At 49.1% G+C, this 12,007-nt stretch carries 13 protein-coding genes; 7 read left to right on the forward strand and 6 right to left on the reverse strand.

Going from position 1 to position 12,007, the window contains the following annotated elements; genetic code table 11:
- Window positions 1-33: 33 nt before the first annotated feature.
- Entirely contained in the window at window positions 34-600 is a 567-nt protein-coding gene (efp, locus tag L6468_RS01675; RefSeq protein ID WP_091818822.1) for an elongation factor P, read from the reverse strand.
- A gap of 196 nt (window positions 601-796) precedes the next feature.
- Here efp and rpmH point away from each other — a divergent pair, with 196 nt between their 5' ends.
- From rpmH to L6468_RS01705, 6 genes are all read left to right on the forward strand, one after another.
- Entirely contained in the window at window positions 797-952 is a 156-nt protein-coding gene (gene rpmH / locus L6468_RS01680; RefSeq protein ID WP_091818823.1) for a 50S ribosomal protein L34, read from the forward strand.
- Window positions 953-1,175: 223 nt separating this feature from the next.
- Window positions 1,176-1,820, forward strand: coding sequence for a PASTA domain-containing protein (locus L6468_RS01685; protein WP_091818824.1), 645 nt, complete (start codon window positions 1,176-1,178; stop codon window positions 1,818-1,820).
- Between the two features lies 1 nt (window position 1,821).
- A complete protein-coding gene (locus tag L6468_RS01690) occupies window positions 1,822-2,916 on the forward strand; it encodes an RluA family pseudouridine synthase (RefSeq protein ID WP_091818825.1) in 1,095 nt (364 codons plus the stop codon).
- A gap of 8 nt (window positions 2,917-2,924) precedes the next feature.
- Complete coding sequence (locus L6468_RS01695; protein WP_091818826.1) at window positions 2,925-3,914, forward strand: D-alanine--D-alanine ligase; 990 nt, start codon at window positions 2,925-2,927, stop codon at window positions 3,912-3,914.
- Between the two features lie 3 nt (window positions 3,915-3,917).
- Window positions 3,918-5,138 carry an acyltransferase gene (locus L6468_RS01700; RefSeq protein WP_237794600.1) on the forward strand — a complete coding sequence of 407 codons (1,221 nt, stop codon included), beginning with the start codon at window positions 3,918-3,920 and terminating at the stop codon, window positions 5,136-5,138.
- An 18-nt stretch (window positions 5,139-5,156) separates the two neighbouring features.
- Entirely contained in the window at window positions 5,157-5,822 is a 666-nt protein-coding gene (locus L6468_RS01705; RefSeq protein WP_091818828.1) for a NigD1/NigD2 family lipoprotein, read from the forward strand.
- A gap of 23 nt (window positions 5,823-5,845) precedes the next feature.
- Here the strand turns inward: L6468_RS01705 and L6468_RS01710 are convergent, their stop codons facing one another.
- From L6468_RS01710 to proB, 5 genes are read right to left on the reverse strand one after another with little or no spacing between them, the layout of a single operon-like run.
- On the reverse strand, window positions 5,846-6,871 hold the full coding sequence (locus L6468_RS01710) for a threonine aldolase family protein (protein WP_091818829.1): 1,026 nt from the start codon (window positions 6,869-6,871) through the stop codon (window positions 5,846-5,848).
- A 9-nt stretch (window positions 6,872-6,880) separates the two neighbouring features.
- Entirely contained in the window at window positions 6,881-7,933 is a 1,053-nt protein-coding gene (locus L6468_RS01715) for a TerC family protein (RefSeq protein ID WP_176756887.1), read from the reverse strand.
- Window positions 7,934-7,955: 22 nt separating this feature from the next.
- Window positions 7,956-8,921, reverse strand: a complete 966-nt coding sequence (locus L6468_RS01720) for a Rossmann-fold NAD(P)-binding domain-containing protein (RefSeq protein ID WP_091818831.1) — start codon at window positions 8,919-8,921, stop codon at window positions 7,956-7,958.
- Window positions 8,922-8,965: 44 nt separating this feature from the next.
- On the reverse strand, window positions 8,966-10,222 hold the full coding sequence (locus L6468_RS01725; RefSeq protein ID WP_237794602.1) for a glutamate-5-semialdehyde dehydrogenase: 1,257 nt from the start codon (window positions 10,220-10,222) through the stop codon (window positions 8,966-8,968).
- The gene (gene proB, locus L6468_RS01730; RefSeq protein WP_348535121.1) at window positions 10,216-10,986 is read right to left on the reverse strand and encodes a glutamate 5-kinase; all 771 of its coding nucleotides are present in this window, start codon (window positions 10,984-10,986) and stop codon (window positions 10,216-10,218) included. Before proB ends, L6468_RS01725 begins: the two co-directional genes overlap by 7 nt.
- A gap of 123 nt (window positions 10,987-11,109) precedes the next feature.
- Between proB and L6468_RS01735 the strand changes: the two genes are divergently transcribed.
- Complete coding sequence (locus L6468_RS01735) at window positions 11,110-12,006, forward strand: AEC family transporter (protein ID WP_237794604.1); 897 nt, start codon at window positions 11,110-11,112, stop codon at window positions 12,004-12,006.
- The last annotated feature ends 1 nt before the right edge of the window (window position 12,007 follow it).

Genomic DNA, 12,007 nt, shown 5'->3' on the forward strand with positions numbered 1-12,007 from the left:
TTGTCAATTACAAATTATCAATTGTCAATTGGATTACTCCTTAGCGCGAGCCAGGTAAGAACCGTCGCGGGTGTCAACCTGAATCAGGTCGCCCTCGTTGATGAACAGGGGAACGCGAACCTCAACACCAGTCTCCAGAGTAGCGGGCTTCAGGGTGTTGGTAGCGGTGTCGCCCTTGATGCCGGGCTCAGAGTGAGTAACGCGCAAGATGGTCTTAACGGGCATCTCAGCATAGAGGATAGTACCATCGGTAGTGTCAGAAACAACCTCCACGATGTCGCTCTCCTTCATGAACTCGTGACCGATAACCAACTCGTTGTCGATGGGAATCTGCTCGAAGGTCTCCTGGTTCATGAAGATACGGCCAGACTGGTCCTCGTACAGATACTGGTAGGGGCGACGCTCGATGATAACGTCCTCCAGTTTTTCACCAATGTTGAAACGACGCTCCAGCACGCGGCCATCGCTTACGTTCTTCAACTTGATAATCATGATGGTGTTGCCCTTACCTGGCTTGCGATGCTGGAAGTCGATGCAAACCCAAATGGCGCCGTCCATGCGAATGGCGGTACCTTTCTTAATGTCTTGTGAGTTAATCATATAAATATAAATAATGTATTTTGTTATTTTCGGGTGCAAAGGTACGAAATATTTCTTAATTCTTGATTCATAATCCATAATTTTTTTGAGAAAAATTTGTGTAATTCAAAAGATTTGTGTAATTTTGCAGCCCGAAATGTGGTGTAGTACCATATTTTTAGTCTGAATAACAACAAAATAAACAAATAATAAAGCAATGAAAAGAACATTTCAGCCGCACAATCGTCGCCGCGTAAACAAGCATGGTTTCCGCGAGCGCATGGCCACAAAGAATGGCCGTCGCGTCCTGGCTTCTCGCCGTGCAAAGGGCCGCAAAAAGTTGACCGTTTCTGACGAGCGTCACGGAAAGTAAACCATTACTTGGTACACGACCGATAGACGGGATGAGGCATCAGGCTTCATCCCGTTTATTATTTATTTACTTTTTTCCTGAAAAAGTATTGTTAATCGGATATTTTTTGTACTTTTGCCATATAAATATGGCGAAGGTACTCATGCTCGACAAAAAAAGAATGAAATTCTTTGTTTTTTTGCTTGCTTAATCGTACCTTTGCAATTAGAAAGCATTAGAAAGAATGAGTATAAAAGAATTTGCAGCGAAAATCAAGGCGCCTATCCTATGGGGAAATCTGTTGGCCATGCTGGTTGTTATTGTCCTCTTGTGTATCGGTGTGATGTGGTGGCTTAACAGCTACACCCATCACGGTGAGGGTATTGAGGTGCCTAATTTATATGGAGTAACACATAAAGAGGCTGTTCAGAAGTTGGATTCTGCAGGTCTGGTCGTTGTGGTCAACGATTCTTCTTATGTGGAGGGCCTGCCCGCTGGTGCCATTATCCAGCAAAACCCTGCTTATGGCATGAAGGTGAAGAGTGGCCGTATCATTTATGTGACGATCAACTCGCTGACGATGCCGTGTGAAAAGATTCCAGATTTGATTGATAACTGTAGCTATCGTGAGGCTGAGGCTCGCTTGAAGTCGCTTGGCTTTGAGTTGCTTGCACCGAAACTCATTGACGGTGAGAAGGACTGGGTGTATGGCATCCAGTATAGAGGTCGCAGCCTGATGTCGGGCGAGAGTATTCCCCGCGAATCGGAGTTGACCTTGGTTATTGGAAACGGTGCTACGGGTGAAGAGCGTGAGATGGAAGAGGTGACCGGCGAAGAGGATGAGTTCTCGGCCGGTGATATTGATGATTTCCTGGAGGTGACAGATTAACATGCGCATGGAAGACGAAATGCTGATTGAGGACGATGAGCTGGAGTTGTTGGAAGGTGAGGAGAAGCCTGATGGCGACCAGGAACTCTATGAACATCTGCGGATCGAGGTAGACCGCGGACAGGTCCCCTTGCGTATTGACAAATACCTGACGGAACACACACAACACTCTTCGCGTAACCGTATTCAGCAGGCTGCTGAGGCGGGTTTCCTCTTTGTTAATGACCGTCCGGTCAAGAGCAACTACAAGGTACGTTCTGGCGATATCATCACTCTGATGCTGGATCGTCCGCATTTCGATACTACGATAGAACCAGAGGATATTCCTTTGGATGTGCGTTATGAGGACGACGACCTGATGGTTATCTATAAACCTGCCGGCATGGTGGTGCATCCGGGATGCGGCAATTTCCACGGAACATTGGTCCACGCTATCGCCTGGCATCTGCGTAATCTGCCAAGCTATGATCCTAACGACCCGCAGGTGGGACTGGTACATCGTATTGACAAGGATACCAGTGGACTGCTGGTGGTGGCTAAGACGCCTGAGGCAAAGTCGAATTTGGGAAAACAGTTCTTCTATCATAACACCCATCGCAGTTATAATGCCCTTGTGTGGGGCAACTTCGTGGAGGACGAGGGACGCATCGAAGGTAATATAGGCCGTGACCCCAAGGATCGTCTGCGTATGGCGGTGTTCCCGACTGATTCGGAAGTGGGAAAGCCTGCCGTGACGCATTATAAAGTGTTGGAACGCTATGGCTACACGACATTGGTGGAGTGTGTGCTTGAAACGGGCCGCACCCATCAGATACGTGCCCATATGAAGCATATAGGTCATCCGCTGTTTGCCGATGAGCGTTATGGTGGTGACCAGATTCTGCGTGGTGAGCGCACAGCTTCGTATAAGGCATATATCCAAAACTGCTTTAAACTCTGTTCGCGTCAGGCGCTTCATGCCCGTACGCTGGGCTTCGTGCATCCTCGTACCGGTGAACAGATGGACTTTACCAGTCCGCTGCCCGATGATATGGGGGCTCTGATAGAGAAATGGCGCAACAGATTGAAAACTCAAGAATTAAAGGAAATAATTTAAGATACACTATGCAACAAATGAAACGCACAATTGCCATCGTCTGTGGTGGCGACTCTTCTGAGCACGATGTCTCTCTGCGCTCAGCTCAGGGTCTTTATTCGTTTTTCGACAAAGAACGCTATAATGTCTATGTGGTGGAGATGAAGGGCACCGACTGGCAGGTATTCCTGCACGACGGTACTACTACCCGTATGACTGTTCACGACTTTTCATTCAAGGAGGACGGAAAGAAACGTACTTTCGACTATGTTTATATCACCATTCATGGCACACCGGGTGAGAACGGCATCCTGCAGGGCTTCCTGGAGATCCTGCACATCCCCTATAGCACCAGTGGCGTGCTGGTTGAGGCTCTGACGTTTGATAAGTTCGTGCTGAACAACTACCTGCGTGGCTTTGGCGTGAAGGTGGCTGATAGCGTGCTGGTACGTCGCGGACAGGAAAAGAAAATCAGCAAGAAGGAGATAATTGACATCGTAGGTATGCCTTGCTTTGTGAAGCCTGCTAACGATGGTAGTTCGTTTGGCGTTTCGAAGGTGGTGAAGCCCGATCAGTTGGCTGCTGCTATACGCAAGGCCAGCCTGGAGAGCGACGAGGTAATGATTGAGCAGTTCCTGGAGGGTACTGAAATCTCTATCGGTTGCTACAAGACGAAGAATAAGTCGGTGGTGTTCCCTGCAACGGAAGTGGTCAGCGAGAATGATTTCTTCGACTACGACGCTAAGTATAATGGTCAGGTGAAGGAGATTACGCCTGCTCGTCTCCCCGAGGATACAGCAAAGCGTGTGGCAGAGATTACCAGTCATATCTATGACATCCTGCATTGTAATGGTATCATCCGTATTGACTACATCATCTCGAAGGACCAGCAGATCTCCATGCTTGAGATTAATACGACTCCGGGTATGACGCCAACCAGCTTCATCCCTCAGCAGGTACGTGCCGCAGGTCTCTCAATGACAGATGTACTGACGGATATCGTGGAAAATCAGTTTTAAGGTATGGTAGAAGGAATAGAGCAGTTTAATGATATCAGGCCCTATGAGCCTGAGGAGATGAAGCAGGCGTTCAATGACCTATTGAACGACCGCCAGTTTAATCTTATCATGAAGGGATTTGCGCCCTGGCTGCCTAAATTTCTTCGTAACGGTTTGCTGCGTCTGGCTTTCATTGGGGTGAAGTCGCCCCTTGATTTCCAGAAGCGGTTTATGAAGCCCGTGGTACAGTATATCATCCGCAAGCATACGGATGGATGTACGTTTGATGACGCAGCGCTAAAAACTAATCATACCTCTCAATTCTTTGCAAGCAAAGCGAACAAGTTCGAGCGCTCACCTCTCAGTTCACAGTTTGACAAGCACTACACGTTTGTCAGCAATCATCGTGATATCGTGCTTGATTCCGCTTTCCTTGATTTGCTGTTGTTTATGAATGGCTATCCCACCACAGTGGAGATTGGTATTGGCGACAATCTGCTGATTTATCCGTGGATTAAGCGACTGGTACGTATGAACAAGGCCTTTACGGTTCGTCGTGGACTGACGGCTCACGAGATGTTTGAGAGCAGTCAGCTGATGAGCCGTTATATCCATTTTGCTGTCACAAAGAAGCGCGAGAATATTTGGATTGCGCAACGCGAGGGACGTGCCAAGGACTCTGACGACCGTACGCAGGAGTCGGTACTGAAGATGATGGCCATGGGAGGTGACCTGAAGGAGCTGAATATTGTGCCGCTGACCATCAGTTATGAGTTTGATCCTTGTGATTATCTGAAGGCAAAGGAGTTCCAGCAGAAACGTGATAACCCCGCTTTTAAGAAGAGTAAGCAGGATGACCTTGACAATATGAAGACGGGCATCTTTGGTTACAAGGGCAGGGTGAAGTATCATTGCGGAACACCTGTCAATCAGTGGATTGATGAACTTAGTGAACTGCCCAAGAATGAGTTCTTTGCTCAGTTGGCGCAGCGCATGGACCGTGAGATTCATCGTGGCTACACGCTCTATCCCTGCAACTATATCGCTTTGGATGAGCTGAATGGGAATACGGAGCAGTGCGCTCACTATACTGTTGCTGACCGTCAGCGCTTTGAGACTTATCTGAATGGACAGTTGGACAAGATTAAACTGGCTGATAAGGATGAGGCTTTCCTGCGTCAGAAGATGCTGGAGATGTATGCCAACCCTGCGATTAATAAGGGTAAAGTGAATAGTGAAAAGTGAATAATTTGCTACCGCACAATGAGGAAGGTCTTTCATCAGTTTCTGGTCATACTTCTCAGTTCCCAGCTCTCCATTCTCAACTCTTCCTGTACCCAGGATGTCTACGAGAAGGGTGAGGGTGAACTGTCGGCTATGGTAGCGGAGATGGGTGATGGCTTTACGGCCTCTGACAAGAAGGTTACGCGTTTTGTGACCGATGACGGTGTGCAGTTCTCTGTGACTAATCCTTTCTCATCAAACCTGATGCCCAAAGCCGATACGGTTTATCGTGCCATTTTCTATTATGTCAAGGATGGCGATAAAGCTGAGGTGAAAGGACTGAACAGGGTGCTTGTTGTCTCGCCCCATCAGATGAAGGACATGAAGACCGACCCGGTTCGTTTTGAGAGTGCCTGGGTGGGAAAGTCGAAACAATACCTGAATCTGTCGCTCTATCTGATGCAAGGCTATACAGAGGATGAGGAGGCTGTGCATAAGATTGGCTTTCGCCGTGATTCACTCTATCAGAATACTGATGGTACCAAGACGCTTCATCTGACGCTTTATCATGATCAGGCAGGAATGCCCGAATATTATTCACAGCGTATCTATGTCAGCGTACCATTGCAATCGTTTGGTGTTGACTCTGTCTGGCTGGATGTCAATACCTACAACGGACTGGTTGAGAAGCGCATCAAGATATAAGGAAAAATAAAAAGAGACTGCTTTTACAGGCAGTCTCTTAATGTATTCATATCTTCGTCGGTTGTAGCCCAACTGGTAACGAAGCGACAGATGGTATGATGATTGTCGTATGGGCCCCAGTGGGTAAACTGTACATATTTCTCCAGACGTTGTATCTTCTCGTTGGGCAGAATCACAAACTGCTGGTTGGTTGGCGAGTCAAGGTAGAACTCATAGCCGTGCTCCTGAAACATCTGTTTCATCTGCATGGCTTTCTCTATGGCATGACGGGCCAGTTGGAAATAGAGATTATCAGTAAACAGCGCTTCAAACTGCAGGCCTATCAGTGCACCTTTGGCAATCACGGCACCGTGTTGCTTCTGGATAGAGAAAAAGTGCTTGTGGGCATTACCATGTGTGAATACCACAGCCTCGCCACAGAGGGCACCAATCTTTGTGCCACCGATGTAAAACACGTCGCAATGACGAGCCAGATAGGGCAGGGTGATATCGCATCCCTCAGCCATCAGTCCGTAGCCAAGACGGGCACCATCTATATAAAGAGGTATGTCAAAGTTGCGACAAACCTGGTAGATGTCGTCCAACTCACGCGCCGTATAGAGTGTTCCTAGTTCTGTGGGGAAGGTGATGTATACCAGTCCGGGATGCACGGCATGATTCCTGTTACCGTCGGCCATGAAGTCGTCGAGGTATTTCTTCAGCACACGGGCTTCCATCTTACCGTGGTTGTCAGGAAGGGTGATAATCTTATGTTCCGTAAACTCTACAGCACCCGCCTCGTGTACGTTGATATGTCCTGTGCCCACACAGATGACGCCCTCATACTGATAGAGCATAGAGTCGATTGTAGTGGCATTGGTCTGCGTACCTCCTGTGAGGAAGAATATCTGCGCATCGGGTAGTCCGCAAGCCTGGCGGATACGACGCTTGGCTCGCTCAGAGAATTCGTCGAAGCCGTAGGGCGTAGGACGTGCATTGTTGTGTTTTACAAGGGCTTCCAGTACTAAAGGATGCGCCCCGTTATCATAGTCACATTCAAATGAAACCATTTTTTTAAATTAGTTCTTATTTGGTTTTGATATAAGGTATGACAATCCCATTGACAGCGTCAGGGTTCCGAAGATAAAGGCCAGCGACCATACCGTAGGAATCTCAATGTGAGGCATGTTCAGATCATAGCCCAGCCATGCTGCTCCTGCGTTGATATATTCGTTCATCGCCAGCAGCATTTTGATGCCTACGAAGATGAGGATGATGCCCAGTCCATACTTCAGGTAAGTGAAATACTTGGCTACGGCGGCCAGTGCGAAATAGAGTGCACGCAAACCGAGGATAGCAAAGATATTGGAGGTGAGCACGATGAAAGGATCGCGACTCACGGAGAATACGGCAGGAATGGAGTCTACGGCAAATGCTACGTCGGTGGTCTCAATAACCAATAAAGTGATGAATAGAGGTGTTGCTTTTGTGGCGGTAGCAAATTTTATTCCCGACGTTCCGTCGCCTACCCGTTGCCTTTCACTATTCACTTTTACTTTTTCCTTGATAAAGAATTTCTCGCCGTGCATCTGGTCGGTGACAGGGAAGAATTTCTTAAACAGTCGTACGATGATGTTTTGCGATGGGTCGCTCTGCTGTTCGTCGTTATGGCTGAACATCTTACCACCTGTATAGAGCAGGAACAGACCGAAGAGACCCAGTACCCATTCAAACTGTTCTACCATCGCAGCGCCGGCAAAGATGAAGATGCTGCGCAGTACCAAGGCTCCAAAGATACCCCAGAAGAGCACTTCATGCTGGTATTTCCTCTCAACGCCAAAGAAAGAGAACAGCATCAGGAATACAAAGAGATTATCCATCGACAGTGATTTCTCTATCAGATAACCTGCCAGAAATTCCATTGCTTTCTCGTGAGGTTCTACGGGATAGAGGAAGTAGATGCCTGCACAGAAGACCAATGACACGCCTATCCAGACGAAAGTCATCTTCAGGGCCTCCTTGATGCTTACCTCGTGTTCGCCTTTCTTGCCGAACATCTTCAGGTCGGCAATCAGCATGATAAATACTAAGACGTAGAACAGAAGCCACGCCCAGAGGGGAAGAATATCCATAATCAATGATTGTTTGTCAATTTTAAAGTGCCTCCAGCATTCGTTTCAGTACTACCGAGCACGAAATCTCGCGGTTGGCAGCCTCGGGGATAACCAACGAGTTCTTTGACTCGATGACGTCGTCGGTCACGATGAGGTTGCGGCGTACGGGCAGACAGTGCATGAACTTGCCGTTGTTGGTCCACGACATGTGTTCGGTGTCTACCGTCCACGAGCGGTCCTCGCAGGTTATCTTACCATAGTCGGCAGGATTGGTGACGCCGGGGTTCGACCAGTTCTTGGCGTAGATGAAGTCGGCACCCTCGAAGGCTTTCTTCTGGTCGTACTCCACACACGCATTACCCACAAACTTCGGGTCGAGTTCATAGCCCTTTGGATGCGTGATAACGAGGTCTACATCCTCGGCAGCATTCATCCATTCTGCAAAGCTGTTGGGCACAGCCTGTGGCAGCGCGCGGCAATGAGGCGCCCAGGTGAGAACTACTTTGGGGCGTTCTACCGTTTTGTGCTCCTCAATGGTAATCAGGTCTGCAAAGGCCTGCAGGGGATGTACGGTGGCTGTCTCCATAGCAAAGACGGGCTTGCCAGAGTACTTGATGAACTGATGAAGCACCGTTTCGGCATAGTCGTACTCGCGGTCGGTGAGACCTGCAAATGAACGTACGCCAATCAGGTCACAGTAGCAACCCATCACGGGGATAGCCTCCAACAGGTGCTCACTCTTATCACCATCCATGATGACGCCACGCTCTGTCTCCAACTTCCATGCACCGGCATTCACGTCGAGCACAATGACATTCATGCCCAGGTTCATAGCTGCCTTCTGTGTGGACAGGCGGGTGCGCAGCGAGTTATTAAAGAATATCATCATGAGCGTCTTGTTCTTGCCCAGATGCTGATACTTGTAACGGTCGTTCTTGATTTCAAATGCCTCAGCCATTGCCTTGTCCAATGGGCCCAGGTCTTGTACATTTATAAAGCTCTTCATAATTCTCAATTATCAATTCTCAATTCTCAATTTTCAATTCTTAATTACGGTCTCGTCTGTCCTTCGCCTTCAATCAGCCATTTGTAGGTGCATATCTCTTCCAGTGCCATAGGACCGCGAGGACCCAGTTTCTGCGTAGAGATACCTATCTCGGCACCCAGGCCGAACTGTGCGCCATCGGTGAATGATGTGGGGGCATTCCAATAGACGCAGGCGGCATCTACCATCTGCTGGAACTGGCGGGCTGTGGCCTCGTTCTCTGTCACGATGCTTTCGCTGTGTCCACTACCGTACTGGTCGATATGAGCGAGTGCCTCTTCCAGTGAGGCAACGGTGCGGATCGCCATCTTATAATCCATAAACTCAGTGCCGAAACTTACTGATGTTGCATGCTGTAAGAGTGTAGAGTGCAGAGTGTAGAGTGCAGAGTTTGCTACCGCTGCAAAAGCTTTGTCGTCGGCATAGATGATAACGTTCTTTTCCCACAGTGGCTCGACGATGGCTGGCAGGTCGCTGAGGCGGCTCTCATGCACCAGCAGACAGTCCAGCGCATTACATACGCTGACACGACGTGTCTTGGCATTATTGACGATAGCCTTGCCTTTCTCCAGGTCGCCATCCTTGTCGAAGTAGGTGTTTACCACGCCGGCACCGGTCTCGATAACAGGCACACGGGCCGTGTCGCGTACGAAGTCGATGAGTTTTCTGCCACCACGGGGAATGCAGAGGTCGATATAGCCCACAGCATTGAGCATCTCGCCGGTGGCTTCGTGCGTAGCGGGTAGCAAGGCTACCACATCTGTTGATACGCCGTATTTCTCCAGCACCTCATGAATCAGTGCCACCTCTTCACGGTTAGAGCAGTCGGCATCCTTGCCGCCTTTCAGTACGCAGGCGTTTCCACTCTTGAAACAGAGTGAGAAGACGTCGAACGTTACATTGGGGCGGGCCTCGTAGATCATGCCTATCACGCCGAAAGGCACGCTTACCCTGCAGAGACGCAGTCCGTTGGGCAGTGTCTTCTGTTTGGTGACATGGCCGAGAGGTGAGGGCAGGGTGGCTACGTTGCGCATATCCCCTGCAATACCTTCCAGTCGGCTGTCGGTCAACTGCAGACGGTCATACAGCGGGTTGCTCTTCTCCATCTTAGCCAGATCCTCAGCGTTGGCTTTCAGGATTCTCTCTTTCTGGGCGATAATGGCATCAGCCACAGCCAGTAATATTTCGTTGCGCTGCTCATCGCTGAGTAAGGCCAGCGTTTTGCTGGCGCGCTTGGTACGTTCAAAAATATCCTTTAGCATGTCTTGAAAATAGTATGTGGTGTGGTGTTGGGCTGTTCCATCAGGTCAACCAGGATGTTCTCACGCTTGCCGTTGGCAATGATGACGCGGATGCCTGAAGCCTGAATCTTAGAGGCAGTGGCATATTTCGACTGCATGCCGCCACGGCCGGCAGAACTCTTCTCGGTCTGGATATACTGTGAGAGGTCTGTGCCGGGCGCTACCTCCTTGATGAGTTGCGACTGTGGGTTGGCGGGATTGCCAGTATAGATACCATCGATATTCGACAGCAGGATGAGCGTGTCGGCCTGCATCATCTGCGCGATAAGACCTGACAGTTCATCGTTATCGGTGAACATCAGCTCCGTTACGGATACGGTGTCGTTTTCATTGACGATGGGGAGAACGCCATTCTCGAGCATCACACGCATACAAGCCTGCTGGTTCTGGTACTGTTCGCCAGGCTGGAAGTTCTCCTTCATGGTGAGCACCTGACCTACATGGATATGATACTCGCGGAAGAGATCGTAGTAGAGGCCGATGAGTTTGGCTTGTCCCATGGCTGAGAATAACTGACGCTGTTCTACGGAGTCGAGCTCATGTTCTATATCCAGTTCGCGACGTCCGCAAGCCACGGCACCTGATGATACCAGGATGACTTCGCACCCTTTGGTGCGCAGCCACGCAATCTGGTCGACGAGTGCCGACATACGTGTGACGTCTAGTCGGCCGTCAGGGCGTGTCAACGCGTTGGAACCGACCTTAATGACTATTCTTCTCTTCATTGTGTATCCTTTTATCGATAAAAAATAACAATCTGCTGCAAAATTACAATTTTTATTTTTAATTTTGCACCCTCATTAAGAAAAAGATTAAGAAAGTACCACTTTTATAATATGTTTGAAGTTATGATAACCCTTTTTGTCATTGTCGTGGTAGGTTACGCGGCAGGCAAACTGGGATATATGGGAGGCGATTTCGACCGTAAGTTATCCAGTCTGGTCATTAACTGGACGTGTCCGGCATTGATTCTTTCTTCGTCTATGACAGGCGATTTGCCCGACCGTCAGTATATCCTGCCGTTGCTGGGTATCAGTGTCCTGACCTATGTGGTGCTGACTGCCCTGGCATGGGGCTTCTCCCGTCTGCTGACCAAGCGCATTGAGCATCGTGGCATCCTTTCTTTTGCCATGGTGTTTGGCAATGTAGGCTTCATGGGCTACCCTGTGGTGGCTTCTATCTTCGGACATCAGGCCGTTTTCTATGCTGCCGTGCTGAATGTGGTCAATACGTTTGCCGTCTTTACCATTGGTACCATGATGATTACCGGTGGTGAGGGCTCCGACCGAAAACGGTTTAATAAAAAGGTGCTTTACAGCACGCCGATGCTGTCAGCTTACCTGTCTATGCTGATTGTGGCCCTGGGCATCGACAACATCCCCGGCTATGTCAGTCAGCCCCTGACAATGATAGGTAATATCACCGTACCTGCTGCCCTGCTGATTATTGGTTCGTCTATGTCGCAGCTGCCCCTTCGTGCCTTGTTGGGTACGCCTGTTGTGTATGCCACCACCTTCCTCCGCCTGGCGGTATTGCCCCTGGGTGTGCATTTCCTGTGCCGTGCCCTAGACTTCGACCCCTTTGTGACCAATATCAATACCGTGGTGATTGCGATGCCGGTGGCCACCTATGGCACGATTCTCTGTCTGAAGTACGGACGTGATACTACATTAATAGCAGAGTTGACGTTTATCACAACCCTGCTATCAATGCTTACGATACCATTGCTGGTAATTCTCTTCTAAA

Origin of the sequence: Prevotella communis (genome assembly GCF_022024115.1) — a bacterium.
Classification (GTDB): Bacteria; Bacteroidota; Bacteroidia; order Bacteroidales; family Bacteroidaceae; genus Prevotella; species Prevotella communis.